Genomic DNA, 25,324 nt, shown 5'->3' with positions numbered 1-25,324 from the left:
ACAACAAAAGACAGACACCAGGAGGGGAAACCCATGAAATCCTTTTATCACTATTTATTGAAATACAGACACCCTAAGCCGAAGGACAGCATCAGTGAATTTGCCAATCAGGCGTATGAGGATCACAGCTTTCCAAAAACATCAACCGATTATCATGAAATCAGTTCATATTTGGAGCTGAATGCTGATTACCTTCACACGATGGCGACGTTTGATGAAGCTTGGGATCAATACGAGTCTGAAGTGCACGGCAGATAATAGCTGTTTCATCCGCAGATCACTGCGGATTTTTTTATGTCCCCCATACCATAATTGGATATTTCCTTTGGTTTTCATGCCCATGCGAATTGGCTTCACCCGGCATACGATAGCGTATGAGAAATGTTGCGGCGAGGGGGAGACACCATGAAGCAAAATAAACCGAAATTCCAAGTAGGGGATATCGTAGTCGTCATTATGTATGGAACAGTCGGCACCATCACAAAAGTACACCAAATTGATAAACACTATCTTTATGAAGTCAATCATAACGAAGTTTTATACTTTGAATCATCTATTCAGCTTTATAAAGATTATGAGGGTGTCATTGTCGACATGGAGAAGCTTGATATTGAGTATGAATTCCTTATTGGGGACGTTGTTTATGTAAAAGATTATGGAAAAGAACTCTTTCGCATTATCGGCCATAGAACAGAAATTTGGAGATATTTAGAAGATGGCTGGGAAGATATCATTTATGAGCTGACCCGTTTAAAGGATGGAGAGTGGCTTGAAACGGAGGAAGAGGATCTCACGCTGGTGCTTAGAAAATATGAAATGGACCAGTTTGTGCATCAGCTGTTGTTTGTCCATTATGTCGGAGAAACTGGCCATGAGATCGGCGAAGATATCGCATCGTCTGCTCTTCTTCAGTTTGAAGGCGATGATGAAGATCAAGATACCCTTCACATCCTTGCTGTGTCAATTGTTGATGAGCTTCTGGATATTTATAATGACTACAAAATTCTGTACGAAATGTTTCATGATGAAGAATATAAAGACATGATGATGTTTGTTTTGGAAAGTTTAAAAGAGCATTTCAGTTAGTTTGTGAACATACGGATCAAGACATATAAAAAATATGGCAGACAGCCCCAAATCATCACACGCGTCATTCCTTTGAGCGTTTTTTCCATTATGATATCAAATCTTTCTCCGTCCAGTGCTTCCATCATTTTAGCAATCATAGCGTCAGCCTCCCATGGCTCGTTTTTTATTCAATATATGACTGAAAGAATTGTTTAGAACACCGGGTATAATTCAGCCTGTTTTTTCATAAAACATAAAAAAGGAGGCGGTACGGAGATGAAAGAAATAGATCTTGTGATTGATACGGAAGAAATCGCTGAATTTTTTTACAGAGAGCTTGCAAGACGGGGCTACATACCGAGTGAGGATGAGCTGTTTGAAATCGCTGATATTACCTTTGATTATTTGATAGAAAAATGTATGATAGATGAAGAGCTGGATGAAGATGAGTGAGGCTTAAAACCGGAGCGGTCAGCTCCGGTTTTATTATTCATGTTCTATGACTTCTGTGAAAATTGAGGTGGTTAAATTGTACAAGCCCGTTAGCTTGTTTCTTTTCTTTCTCATTCTAGCTGCGGCCATTCATACAAATGCTGTTCAATCTGCAGATGAAGCAATAAGCAAGGCAGCTGTTTTGATCCGTCAGCCATGGCTTAATGAAGTCATGACGGGGATCACGCATCTTGGTGCTTCTTCTTTTCTACTCCCTCTAATTGTCATCATTGGAGCAGGCATGTTTTTCTACAGAAAAACATGGGACGGCCTGTTGATGCTCTTAGTATTCGGCACAGATCGGCTGTTAAACAAAGTCTTAAAAGAATGGATCGAAAGAGTGAGGCCTGATTTTGCACCGCTGGTTCATGAATCATCCTTCAGTTTTCCGAGCGGCCATTCCATGAATGCAGCTTGTGTCTATCCTGTTATTGCTTACTTTTTAGTGAAACACCTCCCGTTTTTGTCCAAGCATAAAAAAATGGTATATATCATAGCCGGTGTAATTACTGTTTTGGTCGGCATAAGCAGAGTCTATCTGGGGGTTCATTTTTTGACGGATGTGTTAGGAGGCTTCAGTCTCGGCTTGCTTCTGTTTTTCCTAGTAAAAGATTTTGACGAAAAGATTAAGCGGTTTCGACAAAAATAGAGAGAGGAAAACACAGCAAAAACGCCAATATGTTAAAGAAATAAAAGGGAGGGGATCTTGATGATGTTATCCGTGTTTAAAAAGAAGTCTTGTTCCTATGACGTGACAATATTTCAGACACCCCGGTTTGGCGAAAAAAAGGGCTACAGAGCCGTCTATCGAACTGAACTGAACGGGAGCGATCATCAAGACGTGCTGAAAAGAGCATTCTCTTTGTTTAATGTATTCGACACTGTTCCGAGTGATTATGATGCAAGATTCATGGCCACAGGGGACGTGATCCTGATTGATGAAGGCAGAAAAGGGAAAACATATTATCAACTGCTTCCCGCCGGCTGGAGGAAAATCAATCGTCTGATTGTACAAACGACATAATGAAAAGAAAACTGCGGAAACCCGCAGTTTTCTGCAGTTTTAAGGCTTGCGTTTGGCAGCAGAATATTCTTTCCCGTGTGCTTCTTCAGCTGCAATGATATCTTTTTCAGGTATATGATTGTTCTTTTTTTGGCCGGTGATCCGGTTACGATGTTTTTTACCCATGTCCTACCCCTCCTTCCTGCGGTTAGGTTTTCAAATTAACACCCCGATTATCCGTTTTTCTGAGGAAGTGCCTAACAGATCCTCGAACATTTCTTTTTTCGACATATTCCTTTATAATCAATGCTGAAGTTTGTTTCATCATGACATTCGTTGTAAAATGGACGGGCTGGATGATAATTTAGATTTACAGGAGGATATGAGATGAGTGTACATATAGGTGCTGAAAAAGGACAAATTGCGGATACTGTGCTTTTGCCGGGAGATCCTCTCAGAGCAAAATTTATCGCAGAAACATATCTTGAAAATGTAGAGTGCTACAATGAAGTCAGAGGCATGTATGGATTTACGGGTACATATAAAGGTAAAAAAATCTCAGTACAAGGCACGGGAATGGGTGTTCCGTCTATTTCAATTTATGTGAATGAATTAATTCAAAGCTACGATGTGCAAAATCTAATAAGAGTCGGTTCTTGCGGCGCTATTCGTAAAGATGTCAAAGTGCGAGACGTCATTTTGGCGATGACCTCCTCAACTGATTCACAAATGAACAGAGTCGCTTTTGGAAGCATTGATTTTGCGCCTTGCGCAGATTTCGAGCTTTTAAAAAATGCCTATGATGCCGCAAAGGATAAAGGTGTGCCGGTGACTGTAGGAAGCGTATTTACAGCTGACCAGTTCTACAACGACGATTCGCAAATTGAAAAACTTGCAAAATACGGTGTGCTTGGCGTTGAAATGGAAACAACTGCATTGTATACATTAGCAGCGAAACACGGAAGAAAAGCCCTGTCAATTCTCACCGTGAGTGATCACGTATTAACAGGAGAAGAAACGACAGCGGAAGAGCGTCAAACGACATTTCATGATATGATAGAAGTGGCTTTACATTCCGTATCACAATAAAATATATCAAGAGGCGTGCTGGGTGCCGGCAGCCTCTTCTTTATGAATGCGGAAACGATTGATAAAAGGAAGGTAATGTAATATGAAAAAGTCCGGTAAATGGTTCTCACTGGCTGCCGCTCTGAGTGTAACGGCAATAGTCGGAGCCGGCTGCAGCATGTCGAACGGAGATGCTCAAAAGGATACGAAAACCACAGCAGAAACAAAGCAAACAGAACAAAAAACAGCTGACAGCAAAAAATCAAACACTCAAAACAGTGAGTTTTCATTGGAAAGCCAGTATTTCAATGATATTAAAAAAGTCGATGGTCTGGAAACCATTCAAAATCCAGAAAATATACTCGCGCTTGTCAATAAACAATACGCATTGCCCGGAAACTATGAACCTAGCGATCTTGTCATACCTGATGTAGAGTTTTCTTTTGAAGAAAAGATTCAAAAACGTTACATCAGAAAAGAAGCCGCCGACGCATTAAAAACAATGTTCGATGCTGCCAAAAAGGAAGGCTATGAACTGGCAGCTGTCTCAGGGTATCGTTCGTATGACAGACAGAAAGTCATTTTTGACAATGAAGTAAGCCTAAAAGGGGAAAAGAAGGCAAAGGAAGCGGTCGCTTACCCGGGTGAAAGCGAGCATCAAACAGGCCTTGCGATGGACATTTCGAGCCGGAGCAATGGCTTTGAGCTAAATGAAGCGTTCGGAAGCACGGCAGACGGGAAATGGGTGCAGGACAATGCTTATAAATATGGCTTTATCATTCGCTATCCGAAAAATAAAGAAGATATCACGAAATATGAATATGAGCCATGGCATCTGCGCTATGTAGGCAAAAAAGCCGCAAAGGTCATTCAAGATAATGATTTAACGCTTGAAGAGTACTTTGAAAAAGTGAAGAAAATTTAAAATGAAAAGCCCGCTTACACTAGATAAGCGGGCTTCATTGTGTCTGGTGAATCTAGCATTTGTTCTATGCTTACCAGAAGAATAAACCAGCCAGAGCCACTCCTGCAATTAAACCGAGGGAAATACCGTAAGCTGCTCCGTATCCCCAATAACCGCCCCAATATCCGTAACCGAAACCTCTTGGCCCTCCGCCGACCGGAGCTATAAAAACTCTGTCTCTTGTTACACGGGTAATTCTGCCGACGTGAACTCTCCCGCCTCTCTCTGTAATTCTGACGACTTTACCTTGATGGTTTTTGCAAAGATGATAATATCTCTCCAATATTGTTCCCCTCCTATCCTGACTTTCTATCAGCATATGATAGATAGGAAAAAAAGGTTGGACGAAAACAGGGGGCGATACGCCGTTTTACTTGTACGCGATAAAAATACAATGACCCATGTACTCACTATATAACTGCATGAGCTGATAATGTGTTTGAAGCGTATCGTAATAGATGGGATCAATCGTTTGCGATAAATCCATTTCTGTGGTTGGTTCAAATTCCATGTCTTCCGGAAGAAGTGACATCGCTTCTGTTTTTTGAAAGCCATAGGATCTTAGGAGTTTATGCCATTCGCTTTCTTCATGTAAGCAAGTAAATCCGTAAAAATCCATCATTTGCTTCTTTTCTGCAGGGGGCATTGGTTTTTTTAAAGCAGCTTCGATACCAATCAGCATCCCGCCGGGTTTTAAAACTCTTGAAATTTCTTGAAGAGAGGATGTCAGGCGTGAAAAACTGAGGACCGATTCTGACAGGACGCAGGAAAAGGACTCAGAAGAAAACGGGAGATGTTCCAGCTCCGCCTGATATGCAGGGATGGCAAGCCTTTCATTCGCAAATCTTTTTTTCGCTTTCTCAAGCATAATAGGATCTTTATCAACGACTGTTACAGGATACAGCAAATGTCCTAAATAAGCCGCCGTTTGCCCTGTTCCGCATCCGGCATCAAGAATCGGCTGATCCGGAGAGGGTGCAGCCTTTTGCAAGACCGCTTTTGAAAAAGCCAGCCCGCCTGGGTGCGCCCCTGCGACACCGAATAAGGACAGCATTTCTAAATATCGGCTCAATATCGAATCCTCCTTTTTCCTTATCATATGTCGTATAAAGACATAGGTTTATGAAAAGCAAAAGAAGGGCGTTTCTCTTTCGTTTCTGCTCCGAGTTGACGAATAAGAATTCGTCCATGATAATAATGTAAGAAGAAAAAGGTGGTGTTTAATTGAAACGGCAATTAAAACTGTTTTTTATTGTGCTGATCACTGCAGTTGTCGCTTCGGCGCTTACTTTATTTATTACGGGCAATTCCAGTATCCTGGGCCAAAAATCAGCAAGCACAGGAGACAGCAAGTTCGACAAATTAAATAAAGCGTATGAGCAAATCAAAAGTGATTATTATCAAAAAACAGATGATGACAAATTAGTAGACGGAGCAATTAAAGGAATGATTCAATCACTGGATGATCCGTATTCTACATATATGGATCAAGAGCAAGCGAAATCATTCGACGAGACGATTTCAGCATCTTTTGAAGGAATCGGAGCCCAAGTAGAGGAGAAAGACGGAGAAATCCTTATTGTATCCCCAATTAAAGGTTCACCTGCTGAAAAAGCCGGCATCAAACCGAGAGACCAAATCATTAAGGTGAATGGAAAAAGCGTAAAAGGCATGAATGTAAATGAAGCCGTCGCTTTAATCCGAGGCAAAAAGGGCACAAAGGTGAAGCTTGAACTGAACAGAGCGGGAGTGGGGAATATCGATCTTTCGATTAAGCGCGATACCATTCCTGTAGAGACTGTCTATTCAGAGATGAAAGATAACAACATCGGAGAAATTCAAATCACTTCTTTCTCTGAAACAACAGCTAAAGAGCTGACAGATGCGATTGACAGTTTAGAGAAAAAAGGCGCCAAAGGCTATATTTTAGACTTGAGAGGCAACCCGGGCGGCTTAATGGAACAGGCGATTACGATGAGCAACCTGTTCATTGATAAAGGGAAAAACATCATGCAGGTTGAATACAAAAACGGTTCAAAAGAAGTCATGAAGGCCGAAAAAGAACGGAAAGTGACCAAGCCGACCGTCGTTTTAGTAAATGACGGTACAGCAAGCGCAGCCGAGATTATGGCCGCTGCCCTTCATGAATCGTCAGACGTACCGTTAATCGGCGAGACGACATTCGGCAAAGGTACAGTACAAACGGCAAAAGAATATGATGATGGCTCTACCGTCAAACTGACAGTTGCCAAATGGCTGACTGCTGACGGCGAATGGATTCACAAAAAAGGCATCAAGCCTCAAGTGAAAGCAGAGCTGCCTGATTACGCGAAGCTGCCGTATTTGGACGCAGATAAAACGTACAAATCAGGTGATACAGGCACAAACGTCAAAGTGGCTCAGAAAATGCTCAAAGCACTTGGTTACAAGGTAAAGGTTAACAGTACGTATGACCAGGATTTTGTATCTGTCGTCAAACAGTTCCAGAAAAAAGAGAAGCTGAATGAAACAGGCATACTGACTGGCGATACAACAACGAAATTAATGATAGAACTTCAAAAGAAGCTGTCTGATAATGATACGCAAATGGAAAAGGCAATTGAAACACTGAAAAAAGAAATGTAAAAAAACCATACGCGGCTGCCGCGTATGGTTTTTTTATGCGCCCTTTTGATTTGGATTAGCGTCTTGTTTTTTGCCAAATAAACCTTCAATGACAGGATTGGATCCCGCGTTTTTAACGAACAGCGGATTCAGGATCACCACAGCGATCATGTTGGCGGCCAATCCCCAGAATCCTTCATAAATGCCATGTGCGGATTGAGTGGTATACACAATAAACGTTACCGCAAGGCCGACTAATAATCCAATAACTGTCGCTTCTTTCGTTTGACGCTTCCAGAACAGGCTGACAGCAATCGCAGGAAAGATTTGCACCATGCCGGATACACCTAATAGCTGGAGTGTCACTAAGGCAGTCGGGAACAGCATTCCAAACAGCAGCGCAAGACCGATGACAACAAACACCATTGAACGTGTGACAAGGGTCAGCTTGCTTTGCGACACAGTCGGGTGAATCAAGTCGCGGTACAAGTTATTGGCGAACAAATTCGATGCCCCGATTGCCATGATGGAACAAGGTATTAATGAAGCAAGAGCGATAGTGGCATATGCAAAGCCTTGTGCCACGCCGCCGTAAGATGTTTGAATCAAATGCAGCAGCGCCAGTCTTGGATTTGTATCTTCCGGCAGAACAAGAAAGGCGATAAAGCCAAGAAAAATAACCAAAATTAACACGATATTATAAAGCGGCAAAAACATGCTGTTTTTTCTTACTGCATCAGCGCTTTTCGCCGTGAAAACACCTGTAGCGGCATGTGCCCACATAAAAAGTGCCAGAGCGGAAACAATAGATGCTGTGATAAACCAAGGGATGCCTTTTGGCCCTTCTGCCGGTATCGTCAGCATTTGCGGCGCTTCCTTCACTAACGTGTCAATCATTGGCGTCCAGCCGTTAAAATGAATGAGAGGGAGGGACACCACCATAAACAGCATAATGACCCATACTAAAATGTCCTTAATGATGGCTGTATATGTGGGCCCTTTAATCCCGCTGAAGAATGTGTAAAGAGCAACAAGAATAAATGAAATGATCACAACGAATTTTACGTTAATATAGCCAGTGCCGGCAACCTGAAGCGTGTCTTGAATGCCGCTCAGCTGAAGGCATATGTACGGAATAAGCATGAGTACCCCAACGATGGCAACGAGGCTTGCCAAAAGCTTACTGTTAAAACGTTCCCGGGCATAATCCGCGAGTGTTGTTAATTTATGAATTTTCGCAACTTTCCAAAGTTTTGGCAAGAAGAAGTAGGCGATAAAGTAGGCCAACACAGAATAAGGAATGGCGAAAAATGCAACACTTCCGCCAGTAAAAGCAGTACTGGTCAACCCTAAGAAAGTATAGGCCGTATAAAGGTCAGCGCCTACTAAAAACCAGACGAGAAGACCGCCGAAGCGTCTGCCGCCGACAGACCATTCTTCCACAGAAGTGCGTGAGGATTTGTCTCTTCCGGCGAGAAAGCCGATACAGACAACGGTTAAAACAATAATAGCAGTAATGAGAAGTGCAGTCAGATTCCCTTGCATTATTCAAGTCCTCCATCTTTTTTTTGCATCTGATAAATGCCAAACGAGCATAACGGCGTAACAATAATCCACAGCAGCAGCCAAAAGTGGAAAAACGGCAGGCCGAACATAATCGGTTCTATTCGATTCACAAGCGGCAAAAGCGCGAGCTGAACGAATGGCAAAAGAATGAGAATAACAATAAGTGCTTTTTTAACCATTTACTTTCCTCCTGAAACATGATAATGCTCACTATAATAGCAGTTGTAAGAAAAGATCACAAGATAATTATTAGAAAAAAATGATTTTTTCAATTATTTAATCAAAACACATGGTTTGCATCCTTTTCAATAAAGGTTTAAAATAATAAATATCTTGAAATCGAGATAAATAGGAGTGAGAAAATGAAAACAGAAGGATTGCACCATGTCACAGCATTCGCCAGAGATCCGCAAGAAAACTTGCGATTTTATACAGAAGTGCTTGGGCTCAGGCTTGTTAAAAAAACAGTAAACTTTGATGATCCCGGAACGTATCATTTTTACTTTGGGAATCAAAACGGAGATCCCGGTACAATAATGACCTTTTTTCCGTTCCAAGGAAGCGGACAGGGAACGGTAGGAAAAGGCCAAGCGGGCCGGGTGTACTTTTCAGTTCCCTCAGGCTCCCTGTTTTTTTGGAAGGAGCGTCTTGAGAAAAGCGGGCTGAGCCTAGAGGAAAAAACGTTGTTTGGTGAAAAAGGTCTTATTTTTGATGATACAGAAGACCTTCCGCTGGCGATCATGGAGGATGCGAAAAGCGGCAAAAGCGAGTGGACGCCTGACGGGATCACAACAAATGAAGCAATTACGGGAATGAAAGGTGTGCTGCTATATTCCTACGACCCGCAGGCGACCATACAATTGTTAACGGAAAGCTTTGGATACACCAAAGTGGCCGAAGAAGACCAGATTGTCAGACTGGCATCCTCAGCGGCCGTCGGCGGTGTCATTGATGTCCATTTACATCCTGAAAAAAGAGGAGTCGGAGGATATGGTACGGTACACCATGTAGCGTTTCGGACTAAGAAAAAGGAACAGGCGAAATGGCTGCCGATTATTGCTGAAAACCATCTGCCTTCGTCAGAAATTCTCGACAGGGAATACTTTACATCAGTTTATTTCAGGGAGAAAGGCGGTATCTTATTTGAAATTGCTACAGATGAACCAGGCTTTATGACAGATGAAACGTTTGCTGAGCTAGGGACTTCCTTAAAACTGCCTGAATGGCTGGAGAAACATAGACAACAAATTACAGACATTTTACCTGAACTTTAATAGGGGGAATTTATAATGAAGCATATTTATGAAAAAGGAACATCTGACAACGTACTTTTGCTGTTGCATGGCACGGGCGGTAATGAACACGATCTGCTTTCATTGGGGCGGTTTATAGACCCTGATGCCCATTTGCTTGGTGTCAGAGGATCGGTGCTTGAAAATGGAATGCCGCGATTTTTCAAACGTCTGAGTGAAGGAGTTTTTGATGAAAAGGATCTTGTGGTGCGGACAAGAGAATTGAAAGATTTTATCGACGAGGCTGCAGAAACGCATCAGTTTAATCGCGGCCGAGTGATTGCAGTCGGTTATTCAAACGGCGCAAACATTGCGGCAAGCCTGCTTTTTCATTATAAAGATGTGTTAAAAGGGGCTATTCTGCATCACCCAATGGTTCCGATTCGAGGTATCGAGCTGCCTGATATGGCGGGGCTCCCTGTTTTTATCGGTGCCGGGAAATACGACCCTCTCTGCACGAAGGAAGAATCAGAAGAGCTTTACCGCTATTTACGTGACAGCGGGGCATCAGCCTCCGTTTACTGGCAGGACGGGGGCCATCAGCTGACTCAGCATGAAGCTGAACAAGCTCGTGAATGGTACAAAGAGGCGATTGTATAAAAAAACCTTAGTCCGGATTTCGGACTAAGGTTTTTCATATCCTTACAGCCAAGTTGATACTTTTGAAAGTGGCAGGCGGTTGCTTTGATGGGCAGGCTTCACTGCTTTGCCGATTGAAATAAGCATAACCGGAACATAGCGCTCACTGATATCAAATTGCTTTTGGAACTGCTCTTTGTTAAATCCGCCAATTGCGCAAGTGTCATAACCTTTTGCTTTTGCGGCAATCATAAGCTGCATAGCAGCTAAAGAAGCATTTAAGAAAGCGGAATCACATGCGAATTGCTCGCTTTGGTAAGCACCGTTGATTTGGCCGAGCAATGTTTGTTTGATTTCATCCGTAATATAGCCTTGGCTTGCTAATTCAGCATAAACTTCTTCACCGTTTTCATTTGCCTTTAAATCGCCTAAAATGGCAACAACAGCAGAAGACTCAACGATTTGTTTTTGATTATACGCTACAGGAAGAAGCTCCGCTTTTGATTCATCGCTGTGGAATACTGTAAAATGCCAATGCTGAAGGTTCCAAGCAGAAGGCGCTTTAGCGGCAAGGTCTAATAGCTCAGTCAGCTCCTCCTTAGAGATCGGGGCATTTGTATCATATTCCTTTACAGATGCACGTGCTTTTAAAACATCCAGAGTATTCGTCATAGTGTTTCCTCCTTCGGATAAACGTGGTATGATAATAGAAAAGTTAGAAGCTTACTAAATGTAACTTGAAAGATTATTGTAATGGATCATTGAATACATGTCAATCAATAGATGAAGGGATGAAGACTTGTGGGAAATACGATGTGCCCTAAAATGGAATCCGCATTCTCATTGCTGGGAAAACGATGGAACGGTCTGATCATCCATGTGCTAATGGATGGGCCGAAACGGTTTAAAGAGATAACGGAAACAATACCGATGATCAGCCAAAAAATGTTGGCAGAGCGCTTGAAGGAGCTTGAACAAAACGAGATTGTCGAACGGCAGGTTCTCCCTGAAACGCCGGTCAAAGTCATCTACACGCTAACTGAAAAAGGAACAGCGCTTCAAGCTGTATTTCAAGAAATGCAGGCATGGGCCGATCAATTTTGCGAGCCTGGTGACACAGTGTGTGAAGAAGAGAAATAAGGAAAGCGGCACCTGAAAAAGAGCCTTTGTTTCCATGGTGAGTCATGTAAGTACGGTTCACACCCGTTTACATGACTTTTTATATTTGTCAGACTGACATTTCCGGATTGGCAAAAGTGCCATGTTCATGGAAATGATCAATAAGTTATAGCATCCAACCTGTTGTAAATGGGGATTATGAGTTATCTTATTATGCAAATCAGCAAAATTTTATATTTTCGGCCAAAGTCAGCTTCCAATTGGCATTTAAACCGAATCTAAAAGGAGATCCAGGTTTTTCGTATTGCTGGATGCTTCTATACTGATGACTTCCGCATTTATGAAAAAAAGAGAGAGCTTCTTTGGAGCTCTCTCTTTTTTTTATGGGGAGACGAAATCTTATAGTTTTCCATTCAAAAATTGCGCCTCACCGAGACCGAAACTCCAGTCTGCGTCACCATTCTCAGTAATAGATACCATGAGGTCTTCAGGGGAAATTCCGCATTTTTCTTCTAACCTTTCAGCAAGCAGAGCATACAATTTTTCCTTTTGGCTTTCGGTTCTTGCTTTGCTTGTCATGCTAATGATGACCAGATCCTTGGTTCTCTGAAACCCTAATCCCGTATCCTGGATTATAAGCTCGTTTGCGGGATGCTGATGGACAATTTGATAACGGTCTCTTTCCGGAACACCAAACGCTTCAACCATCGCTTGGTGAGCAGTATCTAATAACAATTGCAGCGATTTTTCGTCACGGCCTTCAATTACATCAAAACGCAATAATGGCATGTGTACTCCTCCTCTTGTGAAGTTGTTATCCGTCTGTTCTCATATTGTCTCATTTGCTTCCAGACAATGGAGAGATATAATGATTGGCAGTCAACTTTAAAAAACATAACATATAACCAAAAGTTAATCAACATATAACTAATAAATCATTGAGTTAGGTGGTAGGTAATCGAGACAAGCTCATAAAAACGATTGACAGTCATTGATTAGGAGATTAGTATGAACATATTAGTTGATCAAAAGATAACAATCATATAACCAAGACGTTTTTAGTTATTAATGAAAGCGCTTTCTGTTCATCTAGGCATGAAAAGCGCCAAAACATTGTCGCGAGAATCATATAAAACACTTTTGGAGGGGTACCATGCCGATTTTAATTGTAGCTGTCGGAGTGCTGATTCTGTTATTTCTCATTATTAAAGTAAAATTAAATACCTTTGTCTCACTGATTGTCGTTTCATTTTTAGTAGCCATCGGACTTGGAATGGATATCAATAAAATTGTTCTTTCAATTGAGGCTGGAATTGGCGGGCAGCTGGGGCATTTAGCTTTAGTGTTTGGACTTGGCGCGATGCTTGGGAGGCTTGTCTCAGATGCTGGGGGCGGCTATCGGATTGCCATTACGCTGATTGACAAATTCGGGAGGAAACGAATACAGGCGGCGGTTGTAGTTGCCTCTTTTATCATCGGTATTGCGCTGTTTTTTGAAGTGGGTCTTGTTCTGTTGATACCGATTGTTTACGCGATTGCTAAAGAATTAAAAATGCCTTTTCTGTATCTGGGAATCCCGATGGCCGCCGCCTTAAATGTTACTCACGGATTTTTGCCCCCGCATCCTGCTCCAACTGCTATCTCAGTTGCATACGGTGCCCATATTGGCCAGGTGCTGCTTTTTGGAATCATCATCGCTGTTCCGACAACTGTGATTGCCGGGCCATTATTTAATAAATTTGCGATGAAACGGTTTCCTGGTGCGTATCAAAAGCATGGAAACCTATCGGGGTTAGGACCAAGGAAAGAATTTCAGCTGGATGAAACACCGGGCTTTGCGATCAGTGCTGTCACGTCTTTATTCCCGGTTATCTTTATGGCAATGGCAACAATTTTTTCTTTATTATTGAGTGAACATTCAAAAGGAAAAGACATTATAGAATTTATCGGCACTCCGGGAACGGCAATGCTCATTTCGCTGTTGCTTGCACTCTATACGATGGGATATGCCCGTAAAATATCTATGCAGGAAATCAGCAGATCTATTTCAGAATCAATTTCGCAAATTGCGATGATGCTGCTCATCATAGGAGGGGGAGGAGCGTTTAAACAGGTGCTGATTGCCGGCGGAGTCGGCGATTATGTCGCTGATTTTTTCCGTCAAACAAACATGTCGCCGCTATTCGTTGCATGGACCATCGCCGCGGTTCTGCGTCTGTGTCTAGGCTCTGCTACCGTGGCTGCGCTTACCACAGCGGGAATGGCAGCTCCGCTTATGGAGGCTGGCAGTGTAAACCCTGCGTTAATGGTGCTTGCAACAGGAGCCGGCAGTGTCATTGCGTGTCATGTAAATGATGCAGGATTTTGGATGGTAAAGGAATTTTTCGGCTTGAGCATGAAAGAAACATTTCAAACCTGGACGCTGCTTACAACAGTTCTTTCGGTTACAGGGCTCGGCTGTGTGTTATTGGCAGGGCTTGTGATGTAACAATCATAGACAGTCCGTAGCCCAATCGTTTTTCTTCCTTGCTGAATACTTTACGTATAGGCAGACATAAAGGAGGAAAAAATCATGTACCCTCATCATTCGTATTTACGCGGAATCCCAGGTCCAGCCGGATATCCGGCGCGTAGTCCTTTTTTGTTTGGCGCTCCTCTAGTCGGCGGTTTATTAGGCGGTTTTCTCGGGAGTGCGCTGTTTAACTATTCTCGTCCCTATGCCTATCCTCCTGGCCCTTATGGATATGGAGGCGGACCGTACGGTTTTGGTGCCGGCGTGCCATACGGGGGATATCCCGGCTTCTATTAATAAAAACGGCCTGCATCGATTGCAGGCCGTTTTTTATCGGATGATTTCTACCTCGGACATATTGTAGTCTTGCTGTTTTTGAAACATGACTTCCAGAAGGCCATCCTTATAGACGGCTTTTGTTCCTTTGCGTTTGACTAAACAAGGAAGGTTTACTTTTTTCGGATGATCTGCTCTTGGGAGGTTTTCCAACCATAATTCGTGAGATGTGTGTTTGATTCTCACTTGTTCCAGCCATTCTTCGCTGATTGGCACCTTTACAAACACATGGTCTGCTGTTTCGAATATATCAATATCAGGTTTGACATCAGGTTTTGCATCAGGTTTGGCGGGATGTTCTTTTTGGGGGAGAGGATCGCGGAAAGGAAATTGAGCCGCATAATCACTGCCGAACACACTTTCCATCACACGATTGACATACGTTTCAACTTCTTTCGGATCAGCTTTTTTTAATGCTTCTTTAGAAAATTGATTGTGGAAAGGAAAGTACTTGTTCCACTCAAACATTGTCTTCACATCCTTTCTTCACGGACAAAATAGTATATGCCCGCCAGATCTTTCACGTGATATAATATAAGATGCTCTAAAGAAAGGCAGGGATATAAATGCAATATTCAGAAACAAAAAAAGGCGTTATTTACACAGCCGTTTCCTTTATCATGTGGGGCCTGTTTCCGCTCTATTGGAAGCTTCTCGAACAGCTGCCGGCTCTTGATATTTTGGCTCATCGTATTATATGGTCTTTTGTTTTTATGTGTATCGTACTTTTTTTCTTGCGGCAATGGAAAATAGGATGGCAGGAGTTGCGCTCTCTGAAAAAGAACGGAGGGATCCTCTCTTTATTTCTTGCTTCTATCCTGATTTCGATCAACTGGTTTGTATACATATGGGCTGTCAACCATGGCTTTTTGCTTGAGGCTAGTCTTGGCTATTACATTAATCCGCTTGTATCAGTGCTCCTTGGGATTTTATTTTTAAAGGAAAAACTGAATCGCCTGCAATTAGTGGCCGTTTCGATTGCGGCAGCCGGTGTCATCATCTCAGCGTTCCAATACGGCTCCATTCCTTATGTTGCGCTTCTGCTCGCATTCAGCTTTGGGCTGTACGGGTTAAGCAAAAAAAGAACAAGCCTGCCGAGCGCCATCGGTTTAACGCTGGAAACATTCATGATTATGCCGATTGCATTAGGGTATTTGCTGTTCAGCGGACATGTTCAGCCAGCGGGTGCAGAAAGCGGAGGGACGTGGCTGCTTCTCTTTTTGGCCGGTGTGTTTACGGCTTTGCCGCTCTTATTGTTTGCGGAAGGAGCGAAACGGCTGCCACTGTATCAAGTCGGTATCTTACAATATATTGCGCCGACCATTACCCTTCTGATCGGGCTGTTTGTTTACAATGAGCCATTTTCCAGCTCGAAGGCTTTTACATTCAGCTGTATATGGGCTGCGCTGATCTTGTTTACGTTTTCACAAGTGAAGTGGAAACGGGCGTCAAAAAGCCATTGAGGCCTTTGGCTTTTCAGCTGATGCATATATTATGTATAATCATTTCATGTATGTAAGACATAAAGGAGCAAGACGATGGACAATGATAAAGAGATAGTGAAAGCATATGCTTCACTTTGGAATAACCGATCTCTCGCACATGATGACGCAGAAGCGGTAGCAGAGGCGATTGATCTTGAGCTCTTGGATAAACGAACACATCCAAGACTCCGAAAACCGATGCTGGAAAAATATTTTGCCGCGATTCAGCGCATTGTGAATTCACAGCTCGAACCGGCTGTGAAATATCAGCTGGTCAAATTACATACAGAACGTGCAGAGTATTTAAAAGAAGAAAGAGGGGAGCAATCATGAAAGCGATCATAAAAGAAGATGTGCAAGCATCTTTAGAACGATATGCGGACCGCCCTGTATATATCCATTTAGAAACCACCACAGGTTCTTATTCAGCGCACTTAAATGAAAAGAACATGACGGTTGTTGCGTATATCCGCAATGCAAAAGTCACTTATCATCAGGCAAAAATCAAAGGCAACGGGCCTTACCGCGTTGGCTTGAAAACAGAAGAAGGCTGGATTTATGCTGAAGGCTTGACTGAATACACGGTAGATGAAGAAAACCGTTTATTAATGGCGGGACACCTGCCGGGCGGTAAACTGGCTATTTCTCTGCAAATCAGCGAAAAACCGTTCACAGTTTAAAGAAAAGGGTGAATAATAATGAAAGAACATGTACTAGTAATCCTGCCTCACCCTGATGATGAATCATATGGAGTGGCAGGCCTCATTGCCTTAAACAGAAAAAAAGACATTCCCGTTACGTATGCCTGCGCCACTTTAGGTGAAATGGGCAGAAATATGGGCGATCCATTTTTCGCGAATCGGGAAACGTTGCCGCTATTAAGAAAACAAGAGCTCATCAATGCCTGCAAAGAAATGGATATCAATGACCTTCGTATGCTTGGACTCCGTGACAAAACGCTCGAATTTGAAGATGATGAGTATTTAGCTGATATCATGGAAGAGATCATAGATGATGTAAAACCAAGTTTAATTGTCACATTTTATCCCGGACACGGTGTGCACCCTGACCATGATGCATGCGGGGAAGCGGTGATCCGTGCATTGTACCGCAAAAAGAAAGAAGACCGTCCGCGTACAATCTGCATGGCCATTACCCGCAACAGAGAAGAGGTTCTCGGCGAAGCTGATGTCGTGCTTGATATCAAAGAAGTAGCTGATATTAAAATGAATGCGTTAAGAGCTCACCGCACACAAACAGAAGGCATGCTCAGAGAGCTTGAAGAGAAATTGAAAAATAATGAACCTGTTATGGCAACATGGTTTGAAGAAGAAATATATTGGACGTATCAATGGAATGATTAATCAAAAAGGTATAAGGCCTTAAGCCTTATACCTTTTTTAATTTTAAGTCCGATGCAATTGCTGAAGCGAGAGTGGATCTCAAGGAAATACCTTCGAAAGACAAACCTAGCTGAACCGCTGTTTGCGCGATTTCCGGACGGATTCCAGACAAAGTTGAAGAAACACCGATTAAACGAAGCGCCTCAATCAGACTGAACAGCTGATGGGCAACCATCGTATCAATCACAGCTACTCCTGACAAATCAATATACAGTTGTGTCACCTTTTTTTTCGCACATTGATGCAGTGTGTTTTCCATAATCAGCTTGGCGCGGACTGTATCAATATCTCCGATTAAAGGCAGCAGTCCGACGCTGTGAAACAGCACGATGACCGGAGCGCTCAATTCAGTAATCATATCTTTTTGGGCCTGAAGCTGAAGGCTTGTGTTTTTGTACATTTCTTCTATAAAAATATGAATCACAAGATCAAACGCTTTTATAAGGGCGTGATACAGGTCTTCGGCTTCTTCGCTTTTCACAGTATCCTGATTGAGATGGACAAATTCTTTCACATAGGAAACATATAAATCTCTCACTCTGACAAACTCCCGAATAATATAGTGGATAGGAGTTTTTAAATGCTCTTGATCCTGTGTGACTTCAAAGGCCCAATCTTTCAGTATAGGCAAGTATACGTCCTCATCATCTATAAAAATACGGTTTATTTTATAGTTAAAGGCAAGATTCTGGCTCTTTAAATTGTGAATGACAACAGGATCTGTTGAGGCATAAATGGAATTGGGATCAGTCTCCTCGATTGTTTCATACCACGTTGAACTGATGGTTTCCGCATGCTGGGAAAGATACTCGAATAATTTTTTGTTTTTTGCCATGATTGATCACCTCTTTTAAATGTGTTGTTTTTGCGAATAACGTTTTTGCAGTTTTGCCAGCCTGAAAAACAGCCCAACTGCTCCGGCGGCGAGTCCCGCTATTAATCCAATCCAATAGCCGAATGCACCGAGGCTTGTAAACGTACCGACCATATAACCGACCGGAAGGCCAATGACCCAGTAAGAGACAAAAGCGGCCGCAAGCGTATAGTTCACATCTTTGTACCCTCTGAGTGCTCCCTGGATCGGTGCGGCAACAGCATCGGAAAGCTGAAAAAATAGCGCATAAATTAAAAAGTGCTGTGTCAGCCGGAGCACATCGGGGTCAGAAGTATACATGCCCGCAATTTGCTCTCTGAATAAAAGGATACAGGCGGCAGTGAACAAAGAAAAGCCGATCGCCATCATGATGCCGATTAAGCTATATGAGCGTGCATCCTTAAAACGGGCTGCACCCGCTTCAAATCCGACAACAATTGTTAGAGCCATGGACACGCTAAGCGGCAGCATATATAAAAGAGACGCAAAATTCATGGCTGCCTGGTGGGACGCGATGGTCACTGTATGAAAATGGCTCATTAGAAGCGTGACAGCTGCGAAAATGCTCGTTTCAAAAAACACGGCGAACCCAATAGGCAGCCCGATTTTGAGCAAATTTTTGCATGCTTTCCAAGAGAACTTATACATGGTAAGAAAAATCCCGTATTCAGAAAACGGTGCGTTTTTATGAATAATGAAAAAACTGATGATGCATATACACCAGTAAGTTAACGCGGATGCCAGTCCCGCGCCTACACCTCCAAGTGCCGGCATTCCGAACTTCCCGAAGATAAATACATAATTCAATACAAAATTGATTGGAAGAGAACTGAGTGTAATCATCATGGTGACTCTCGTTTTTCCTAATGAGTCGATGAATGATCTCAACACGGTGTAAACAAATAAAGGGAAAATTCCCAGTGATAAAAAGCCTAAAAAGTGTTTAGCAATCTGATGCACGTGAATATCAAGGTTCAATCGGCCAAGAATAAGGTCAACTGCAGCATATCCAATCACTAAAACGGCGATGCTAAGAAGCGCGGCCACGTATACAGCTTGTAAAACAGTAAAGGGAATCTTCTGTTTTTTCTCTGCACCTAATAACTGAGCGACAATCGGGGTGACCGCCATTAATATACCTGCAAGTCCTGTGTAAACAGGGGTCCAAAGGCTTGAGCCAATGGCGACACCAGCTAAATCAGCGGGGCTGACTTTCCCTGACATCACAGTATCTAGAAAAGTGATCAGAGAAAGCCCCGCTTGGGTAATGAATATCGGTATTAAAATGTGCAAGAGCTGTTTGATTTTTTCCCGGGCGTTTTGAGTTTCTTTCATACATTGATCTCCGTTTCTTTTTCATAACGAGAGAAATTATAACATTTTATGTATAAAAAGCAATGAACGCCGGGCCTATTCTTTTTTTGTCGGTTTCGTTTTTCTAAACATTTGGGCATAAATAAAAGAAAGCGAAATCACGCCTAAAAAGGTGCAAATATACTGAATGATTCTTTCGATTTCCATTCTTTACATCCCTCCTTTACCAATAGAATGTGCATCAATAAGATAAGCATTCGTGAAAAGTTGGAAATTTAAACAGGAGATGAAGGCTATGCGCTATGAGCAGATATCAGAAAATGCGTTCAAGGGGAAAATACAGGTGTACTTAGAGCAAATATTAGGTGATGCATCTCTAATCTTGAAAACGCTTCACGAAAAAGACCAGTGTCTCCTTTGTGAATTAGATGATTTGGGGCACGTTTTTCAGGACATGCAGGGGATTGCATCCTCCTTTTATTTGCAATCATACATTGAGGAATTTACGCCGGCATTTATTGAGCTGGCCAAGGCGATTAAAGCCTTATCGGAACATAAGCATGGAGCTTTAATTGTGATTGAAAGAGCAGACCCGGTTGAACGTTTTATTCAAAAAGGCACCTCCCTACACGCCGAGATCAGCTCTTCATTAATTGAAAGCATCTTTTTTCCCGGAAACCCTCTTCATGACGGCGCTTTATTAGTGAGGGAAAACAAACTCGTGTCAGCAGCCAATGTGCTCCCGCTGACGACGAAGGAAGTGGATATCCATTTGGGAACCCGGCACCGGGCGGCTCTTGGTATGTCGGGCTATACGGATGCACTGGTGCTCGTGGTTTCAGAGGAAACAGGGAAGATGTCGTTTGCCAAAGACGGTGTATTATATCCGTTAATTTCACCAAGAACGTAAAAATAATAAAAAGGGCCTGATTAAGAATCCTATCATGAGACAAAATGACTGAATTCGTATCTTTATTAAAGCATTCGCTTCAAGCTGAATGCTTTTTGTCTTGAAGACAGGGAATATAAACTGGTAGAAAAGTTATATGTGATGAATATTAATCAAGTGAAATACTTTACCTGTTTATGTATTTATAGTACCGTATAAAATATTATATAAATTTTCAAAGGAAGGGTGCTGCCGCATGGCAAATGTATTAATGATCGGTTTCCCCGGTGAAGGGCATATTAATCCCTCTATCGGTGTGATGAAGGAGCTGAAATCCCGGGGAGAAAACATTACGTACTACGCAGTGAAGGAATATAAAGAAAAAATCACAGCTCTTGATATAGAGTTTCGTGAGTATCATGATTTCAGGGGAGATTACTTCGGGAAAAACGCAACCGGCGATGAAGAAAGAGATTTCACAGAAATGCTCTGCGCTTTTTTGAAAGCCTGTAAGGATATCGCGACTCATATTTATGAGGAAGTCAAACATGAATCGTATGATTATGTCATATATGATCACCATCTTCTCGCGGGTAAAGTCATTGCCAACATGCTGAAGCTGCCAAGATTTTCATTGTGTACAACCTTTGCGATGAATGAGGAATTTGCGAAGGAAATGATGGGAGCGTACATGAAAGGATCACTTGAAGATTCGCCTCATTATGAATCATACCAGCAGCTTGCAGAAACGTTAAATGCTGATTTTCAAGCAGAGATCAAGAAGCCATTTGATGTTTTTTTAGCTGATGGTGACTTGACAATCGTCTTTACATCAAGGGGATTTCAGCCACTGGCTGAGCAATTTGGCGAGCGATATGTATTTGTCGGTCCTTCCATTACAGAAAGAGCCGGAAACAATGATTTCCCATTTGATCAGATTGACAATGAAAACGTGCTGTTTATTTCAATGGGAACCATTTTTAATAATCAAAAGCAGTTTTTTAATCAATGCCTTGAAGTTTGTAAGGACTTTGACGGTAAAGTTGTGCTTTCTATCGGCAAGCATATTAAAACAAGTGAGTTAAACGACATTCCGGAGAATTTCATTGTACGCCCGTATGTCCCTCAGCTTGAGATCTTGAAAAGAGCCAGCTTATTTGTGACACACGGCGGAATGAACAGCACAAGTGAAGGTTTGTATTTTGAAACCCCGCTCGTTGTCATTCCGATGGGAGGCGACCAATTTGTTGTCGCAGATCAGGTGGAAAAAGTCGGCGCAGGAAAAGTGTTAAAAAAAGAAGAATTATCTGAAAGCCTTCTGAAAGAGACGATACAAGATGTAATGAATAATCGTTCGTATGCTGAAAAGGCAAAAGAAATTGGACAATCACTGAAAGCGGCAGGCGGCTCTAAAAAAGCGGCCGATAGCATTCTTGAAGCTGTAAAACAAAAAACTCAATCAGCAAATGCATAGTGTAAAAGCCTGTTCTTATCGAAAGAACAGGCTTTTTGCCATTTCATAAGAATGCAGAGGAAGGGATTTGATACGCCGATAGAGAATTGATTAGAAAAATAGACAAGAAAGGAGGAGAAACTGCTTCGTTCATCAATAGAAAACCATCATTTTTACCCTCACTTAAATAGTTCCTTAGACTTTCGAAAAACATATCGTGCTTATGTAAAATGTTAGATGTTTATTTGAAGGTTTAAAGGTCGAACGATGCTGAAAATGCTGCGCCAAATGTTTGAAAAGGGTTTAACTTGCTGAAAAATTGACGATAAAACAGTTGTGTGCCATTTTTGGAAACAAAATACTAGCTGTTTTTGCAAAAAAACAGTTTAGGAGGTTGAATGAATGAAAAAGAAGATTGTAGCCGGCTTGGCTGTTTCTGCAGTTGTTGGGTCGTCGATGGCCGCAGCACCCGCGGAAGCAAAAACGATAAAAGTAAAAAGCGGTGACTCTCTTTGGAAACTTTCCCGCCAGTATGATACGACAATATCAGCTCTGAAATCCGAAAACAAATTGAAATCAACGGTGCTTTATGTCGGGCAAAGTCTTAAGGTTCCTGAAAGCAGCAAAAAAAGCACGACATCCCCATCTAATTCAAGCAAAACATCAACATACACAGTTGCATATGGTGATTCCCTATGGATGATTGCTAAAAATCATAAAATGAGTGTTTCTGAGCTTAAAAGCTTAAACAGCCTGAGCAGTGACCTGATTCGTCCGGGGCAAAAGCTTAAGATCAAAGGGACAAGCAGTTCAAGCGGATCAAATGGATCAAAGAAAAACAGCGGTTCCAATTCTTCAGGTTATTCAAAAAGTACATATACGGTCAAGCTTGGTGACTCACTGTGGAAAATCGCAAACAGCTTAAATATGACTGTAGCCGAATTAAAAACCTTAAATGGCTTAACATCAGATACACTTTATCCTAAACAGGTGCTCAAAATAAAAGGAAGCAGTTCACCTAAGAACGGAAACAGCGGTTCCAAAAAGCCGTCAAACTCCAATCCCTCAAAAACAACGACGTACAAGGTAAAAGCAGGCGATTCGCTGTGGAAAATTGCAAATCGGCTCGGAGTCACTGTCCAAAGCATCCGTGATAAAAACAATTTATCATCGGATGTGTTGCAAATCGGGCAGGTTCTGACTATTTCGGGAGCATCAAAATCTAATCCTTCAAATCCGACAAAGCCAAAAGATAACTCAGGGTCAAACATTCAAATAGGCTCGAAGATTGACAGAATGATAACGGAAGCGAAAAAATATGTCGGAGTGCCTTACCGATGGGGCGGAAACACGCCTGCCGGTTTTGATTGCAGCGGCTTCATTTATTACCTCATTAATAATGTATCATCTATATCAAGATTGAGTACGGCAGGGTATTGGAATGTCATGCAGAAAGTCAGCCAGCCGTCAGTAGGAGACTTTGTCTTCTTTACCACATATAAATCCGGCCCGTCTCACATGGGGATTTATCTAGGCGGCGGTGATTTTATTCATGCAAGCTCATCGGGCGTCGACATTTCCAATCTCAGCAATTCGTATTGGAAACAGCGGTACTTGGGCGCAAGAAGTTATTTTTAAAAATGAGTATGACAAAAAGCCTTTTATAGGCTTTTTTGTTTATACCAGACAATGATTGACCACACTGTTAGAAAAAACAAGGGGGAGACAGTATGCACCGTCTCTTGCTGTTGATGATGCTGACGGCACTGGGAGTTGCCGGATGCGGACAAAAAAAACCTCCAGACCCTCCTAACCGGGTGCCGGAAAAAAAAGTGGTTGAAACGTCAGCGTTTGGTCATCATGTCCAACTGGTCAATCGTGAAGGGAAAGCAGTCGGTTTTATAGAGATCAAAGAATCAGATGATGAAGGCCTCGATATTCATATTTCCGCAAACAGCCTGCGTCCAGGTGCTTCTCTCGGTTTTCATATTTATGAGAAAGGTTCTTGTATCAGGCCGGATTTTGAATCAGCGGGCGGTCCCTTTAATCCGCTGAACAAAGAACACGGCTTCAATAATCCGATGGGGCATCATGCCGGAGATCTGCCGAACCTTGAAGTCGGTGCTGATGGAAAGGTAGATGTCATTATGAATGCGCCTGACACTTCACTGAAAAAAGGAAGTAAACTAAATATTCTCGACGAGGACGGAAGTGCATTTATTATTCATGAACAAGCGGACGATTATCTGACAAACCCAAGCGGCAATTCCGGTGCGCGTATTGTCTGCGGAGCCCTATTGGGAAATAACGAGAAGCAGTAATATCATCCAAGCCCTTTTGTATTGAGCATACAGGGGCTTTTTTAGTATACTCGTTAATGGAATATGAATAGGAAAGGGAATCTGTCTATGACAACTCAACTACAGCACTTAACATTGCCGGAAGATATACAACAAAAGCTTTTATCATATAAAGAGCAGCCTATTTCCCCGGAGTTTCAATCGCTTATAGGAACATCAGGCTATGAGGCGGAGGATGAAGCCATTTTATTTGACGCCATTATTGCATTAGCCATGGGGAAAAATGTCCTGCTGAAAGGGCCTACAGGTTCAGGAAAAACAAAGTTGGCAGAAACATTGTCCAGCTATTTTCATAAACCGATGCACAGCGTCAACTGTTCAGTCGACTTGGACGCTGAGGCATTGGTCGGTTATAAAACGATTGAAAATCAATCTGGCCAGGCGACAATCGAGTTTGTTTCAGGACCTGTTACAAAGGCAATGAAGGAAGGCCATTTTCTTTATATAGATGAAATCAATATGGCGAAGCCAGAAACACTGCCTATTTTAAACGGTGTATTAGATTACAGAAAAATGATGACAAATCCGTTTACAGGCGAGGTCATACGGGCTAAAAGCGGTTTCGGAGTCATTGCAGCCATCAATGAAGGCTATGTCGGAACTGTTCCTCTGAATGAAGCGTTGAAAAACCGTTTTGTCATCATTGATGTGCCTTATATTAAAGGCGAGCTGCTGAAACAAGTGCTCATGTCTCAGTCAGCCCTGAAAGACGAGAAATTGATTGACAGATTTATCACGCTTTCCTCTGACTTGATCGTTCAGGCCAATAACGGACAGGTGTCTGAAGAAGCGGCATCCATCAGAGCTTTACTCGATACATGTGATTTAGCTGCTTATATTCCGCCGCGTCGTGCCATTGAGCGGGGAATTGTAGAAAAGCTTGATGATGATCGGGAAAAAGCGGCCGTCCGAAATATTGCAGAAACTCTGTTTGAATGAGGGGG

The 25,324-nt window shown here is 42.4% G+C and carries 33 protein-coding genes; 22 read left to right on the top strand and 11 right to left on the bottom strand.

The genetic code is table 11. From position 1 onward, the window contains the following. The first annotated feature begins 33 nt into the window (after positions 1–33). Positions 34–258 carry a YozE family protein gene (locus MKY50_RS10945; RefSeq protein ID WP_003231160.1) on the top strand — a complete coding sequence of 75 codons (225 nt, stop codon included), beginning with the start codon at positions 34–36 and terminating at the stop codon, positions 256–258. Positions 259–405: 147 nt separating this feature from the next. Next, the gene (locus MKY50_RS10940; RefSeq protein WP_014480050.1) at positions 406–1,086 is read left to right on the top strand and encodes a hypothetical protein; all 681 of its coding nucleotides are present in this window, start codon (positions 406–408) and stop codon (positions 1,084–1,086) included. Here MKY50_RS10940 and MKY50_RS10935 read toward each other — a convergent pair. Continuing rightward, a complete protein-coding gene (locus MKY50_RS10935; protein ID WP_003231164.1) occupies positions 1,083–1,226 on the bottom strand; it encodes a hypothetical protein in 144 nt (47 codons plus the stop codon). The genes MKY50_RS10940 and MKY50_RS10935 overlap by 4 nt on opposite strands. 118 nt (positions 1,227–1,344) lie before the next feature. On the opposite strand from MKY50_RS10935, the gene MKY50_RS10930 reads away from it, so the two are divergent. The 3 genes from MKY50_RS10930 (at position 1,345) to yodL (ending at position 2,584) form a co-directional block, all read left to right on the top strand. Next, the gene (locus MKY50_RS10930) at positions 1,345–1,521 is read left to right on the top strand and encodes a YozD family protein (RefSeq protein ID WP_003231166.1); all 177 of its coding nucleotides are present in this window, start codon (positions 1,345–1,347) and stop codon (positions 1,519–1,521) included. A gap of 76 nt (positions 1,522–1,597) precedes the next feature. Then, complete coding sequence (gene pgpB, locus MKY50_RS10925; protein WP_340955800.1) at positions 1,598–2,209, top strand: phosphatidylglycerophosphatase PgpB; 612 nt, start codon at positions 1,598–1,600, stop codon at positions 2,207–2,209. Positions 2,210–2,269: 60 nt separating this feature from the next. Continuing rightward, positions 2,270–2,584, top strand: a complete 315-nt coding sequence (gene yodL, locus MKY50_RS10920) for a shape determination protein YodL (RefSeq protein ID WP_004399431.1) — start codon at positions 2,270–2,272, stop codon at positions 2,582–2,584. Between the two features lie 39 nt (positions 2,585–2,623). On the opposite strand, the gene MKY50_RS10915 is transcribed toward yodL, so the two are convergent. After that, on the bottom strand, positions 2,624–2,749 hold the full coding sequence (locus tag MKY50_RS10915) for a hypothetical protein (protein WP_003231174.1): 126 nt from the start codon (positions 2,747–2,749) through the stop codon (positions 2,624–2,626). Positions 2,750–2,950: 201 nt separating this feature from the next. Here MKY50_RS10915 and deoD point away from each other — a divergent pair, with 201 nt between their 5' ends. After that, positions 2,951–3,652, top strand: a complete 702-nt coding sequence (gene deoD / locus MKY50_RS10910) for a purine-nucleoside phosphorylase (protein ID WP_003241589.1) — start codon at positions 2,951–2,953, stop codon at positions 3,650–3,652. Between the two features lie 82 nt (positions 3,653–3,734). Continuing rightward, complete coding sequence (gene ldcB, locus MKY50_RS10905) at positions 3,735–4,556, top strand: LD-carboxypeptidase LdcB (RefSeq protein WP_014480046.1); 822 nt, start codon at positions 3,735–3,737, stop codon at positions 4,554–4,556. Between the two features lie 70 nt (positions 4,557–4,626). Here ldcB and MKY50_RS10900 read toward each other — a convergent pair whose 3' ends face one another. Next, positions 4,627–4,878, bottom strand: coding sequence for a hypothetical protein (locus MKY50_RS10900; RefSeq protein WP_003231182.1), 252 nt, complete (start codon positions 4,876–4,878; stop codon positions 4,627–4,629). Between the two features lie 87 nt (positions 4,879–4,965). Beyond that, complete coding sequence (locus MKY50_RS10895) at positions 4,966–5,667, bottom strand: class I SAM-dependent methyltransferase (protein WP_101172393.1); 702 nt, start codon at positions 5,665–5,667, stop codon at positions 4,966–4,968. 152 nt (positions 5,668–5,819) lie between these two features. On the opposite strand from MKY50_RS10895, the gene ctpA reads away from it, so the two are divergent. After that, positions 5,820–7,220, top strand: coding sequence for a carboxy-terminal processing protease CtpA (gene ctpA, locus MKY50_RS10890; protein WP_015714111.1), 1,401 nt, complete (start codon positions 5,820–5,822; stop codon positions 7,218–7,220). A gap of 33 nt (positions 7,221–7,253) precedes the next feature. On the opposite strand, the gene MKY50_RS10885 is transcribed toward ctpA, so the two are convergent. Next, positions 7,254–8,744: a sodium:solute symporter family protein gene (locus MKY50_RS10885; protein WP_029318028.1), complete on the bottom strand. Its 1,491-nt coding sequence runs from the start codon at positions 8,742–8,744 to the stop codon at positions 7,254–7,256. After that, positions 8,744–8,944 carry a DUF3311 domain-containing protein gene (locus MKY50_RS10880; RefSeq protein WP_003231189.1) on the bottom strand — a complete coding sequence of 67 codons (201 nt, stop codon included), beginning with the start codon at positions 8,942–8,944 and terminating at the stop codon, positions 8,744–8,746. The genes MKY50_RS10885 and MKY50_RS10880 overlap by 1 nt, the downstream gene beginning before the upstream one ends. 183 nt (positions 8,945–9,127) lie before the next feature. Between MKY50_RS10880 and MKY50_RS10875 the strand changes: the two genes are divergently transcribed. Together MKY50_RS10875 and MKY50_RS10870 are read left to right on the top strand one after the other, a co-directional pair. Then, positions 9,128–10,039, top strand: a complete 912-nt coding sequence (locus MKY50_RS10875) for a ring-cleaving dioxygenase (protein WP_033884561.1) — start codon at positions 9,128–9,130, stop codon at positions 10,037–10,039. A gap of 15 nt (positions 10,040–10,054) precedes the next feature. Next, the gene (locus MKY50_RS10870) at positions 10,055–10,657 is read left to right on the top strand and encodes an alpha/beta hydrolase (RefSeq protein ID WP_003231194.1); all 603 of its coding nucleotides are present in this window, start codon (positions 10,055–10,057) and stop codon (positions 10,655–10,657) included. A gap of 42 nt (positions 10,658–10,699) precedes the next feature. Here MKY50_RS10870 and MKY50_RS10865 read toward each other — a convergent pair whose 3' ends face one another. Further along, positions 10,700–11,308 carry a nitroreductase family protein gene (locus MKY50_RS10865; RefSeq protein WP_341116662.1) on the bottom strand — a complete coding sequence of 203 codons (609 nt, stop codon included), beginning with the start codon at positions 11,306–11,308 and terminating at the stop codon, positions 10,700–10,702. Between the two features lie 129 nt (positions 11,309–11,437). On the opposite strand from MKY50_RS10865, the gene yodB reads away from it, so the two are divergent. After that, entirely contained in the window at positions 11,438–11,776 is a 339-nt protein-coding gene (gene yodB / locus MKY50_RS10860; RefSeq protein ID WP_004399427.1) for a transcriptional regulator YodB, read from the top strand. A 378-nt stretch (positions 11,777–12,154) separates the two neighbouring features. Here yodB and MKY50_RS10855 read toward each other — a convergent pair whose 3' ends face one another. Beyond that, positions 12,155–12,544, bottom strand: coding sequence for a tautomerase family protein (locus tag MKY50_RS10855; RefSeq protein ID WP_014477090.1), 390 nt, complete (start codon positions 12,542–12,544; stop codon positions 12,155–12,157). 364 nt (positions 12,545–12,908) lie between these two features. Here MKY50_RS10855 and MKY50_RS10850 point away from each other — a divergent pair, with 364 nt between their 5' ends. Beyond that, positions 12,909–14,243, top strand: coding sequence for a gluconate:H+ symporter (locus MKY50_RS10850; RefSeq protein ID WP_015251887.1), 1,335 nt, complete (start codon positions 12,909–12,911; stop codon positions 14,241–14,243). Between the two features lie 84 nt (positions 14,244–14,327). After that, entirely contained in the window at positions 14,328–14,564 is a 237-nt protein-coding gene (locus tag MKY50_RS10845; protein ID WP_004399366.1) for a hypothetical protein, read from the top strand. Between the two features lie 33 nt (positions 14,565–14,597). On the opposite strand, the gene gerT is transcribed toward MKY50_RS10845, so the two are convergent. Then, on the bottom strand, positions 14,598–15,071 hold the full coding sequence (gerT, locus tag MKY50_RS10840) for a spore germination protein GerT (protein ID WP_003231207.1): 474 nt from the start codon (positions 15,069–15,071) through the stop codon (positions 14,598–14,600). Between the two features lie 98 nt (positions 15,072–15,169). On the opposite strand from gerT, the gene rarD reads away from it, so the two are divergent. The 4 genes from rarD (at position 15,170) to bshB2 (ending at position 17,451) form a co-directional block, all read left to right on the top strand. Then, positions 15,170–16,066 (top strand): EamA family transporter RarD, encoded by an 897-nt coding sequence (gene rarD, locus MKY50_RS10835; protein ID WP_021481479.1) that lies wholly within the window; start codon positions 15,170–15,172, stop codon positions 16,064–16,066. Positions 16,067–16,141: 75 nt separating this feature from the next. Next, positions 16,142–16,420: a hypothetical protein gene (locus MKY50_RS10830; RefSeq protein WP_003231211.1), complete on the top strand. Its 279-nt coding sequence runs from the start codon at positions 16,142–16,144 to the stop codon at positions 16,418–16,420. Continuing rightward, positions 16,417–16,767 carry a YojF family protein gene (locus MKY50_RS10825; protein ID WP_003231213.1) on the top strand — a complete coding sequence of 117 codons (351 nt, stop codon included), beginning with the start codon at positions 16,417–16,419 and terminating at the stop codon, positions 16,765–16,767. The genes MKY50_RS10830 and MKY50_RS10825 overlap by 4 nt, the downstream gene beginning before the upstream one ends. An 18-nt stretch (positions 16,768–16,785) precedes the next feature. After that, positions 16,786–17,451 (top strand): bacillithiol biosynthesis deacetylase BshB2, encoded by a 666-nt coding sequence (bshB2, locus tag MKY50_RS10820; protein ID WP_003231215.1) that lies wholly within the window; start codon positions 16,786–16,788, stop codon positions 17,449–17,451. Positions 17,452–17,476: 25 nt separating this feature from the next. Here the strand turns inward: bshB2 and rsbRC are convergent, their stop codons facing one another. Beyond that, complete coding sequence (rsbRC, locus tag MKY50_RS10815) at positions 17,477–18,325, bottom strand: RsbT co-antagonist RsbRC (protein ID WP_122895487.1); 849 nt, start codon at positions 18,323–18,325, stop codon at positions 17,477–17,479. A gap of 15 nt (positions 18,326–18,340) precedes the next feature. Continuing rightward, positions 18,341–19,699: an MATE family efflux transporter gene (locus MKY50_RS10810; protein WP_003231218.1), complete on the bottom strand. Its 1,359-nt coding sequence runs from the start codon at positions 19,697–19,699 to the stop codon at positions 18,341–18,343. 265 nt (positions 19,700–19,964) lie between these two features. Between MKY50_RS10810 and cdaS the strand changes: the two genes are divergently transcribed. From cdaS to MKY50_RS10785, 5 genes are all read left to right on the top strand, one after another. Further along, complete coding sequence (gene cdaS, locus MKY50_RS10805; protein WP_010886531.1) at positions 19,965–20,588, top strand: cyclic di-AMP synthase CdaS; 624 nt, start codon at positions 19,965–19,967, stop codon at positions 20,586–20,588. 235 nt (positions 20,589–20,823) lie between these two features. Continuing rightward, positions 20,824–22,041: a macrolide family glycosyltransferase gene (locus MKY50_RS10800; protein WP_003231222.1), complete on the top strand. Its 1,218-nt coding sequence runs from the start codon at positions 20,824–20,826 to the stop codon at positions 22,039–22,041. A gap of 381 nt (positions 22,042–22,422) precedes the next feature. Then, positions 22,423–23,658: a D-gamma-glutamyl-meso-diaminopimelic acid endopeptidase CwlS gene (gene cwlS, locus MKY50_RS10795; protein WP_341116659.1), complete on the top strand. Its 1,236-nt coding sequence runs from the start codon at positions 22,423–22,425 to the stop codon at positions 23,656–23,658. Between the two features lie 92 nt (positions 23,659–23,750). Further along, positions 23,751–24,341, top strand: a complete 591-nt coding sequence (locus MKY50_RS10790) for a superoxide dismutase family protein (protein WP_021481471.1) — start codon at positions 23,751–23,753, stop codon at positions 24,339–24,341. A gap of 63 nt (positions 24,342–24,404) precedes the next feature. Beyond that, the gene (locus MKY50_RS10785) at positions 24,405–25,319 is read left to right on the top strand and encodes an ATP-binding protein (RefSeq protein ID WP_015251896.1); all 915 of its coding nucleotides are present in this window, start codon (positions 24,405–24,407) and stop codon (positions 25,317–25,319) included. Positions 25,320–25,324: the final 5 nt, after the last annotated feature.

Origin of the sequence: Bacillus sp. FSL R7-0685 (assembly GCF_038002425.1) — a bacterium.
Taxonomy (GTDB): Bacteria; Bacillota; Bacilli; order Bacillales; family Bacillaceae; genus Bacillus; species Bacillus subtilis.
This window is presented reverse-complemented; position numbering and strand designations above follow the sequence as displayed.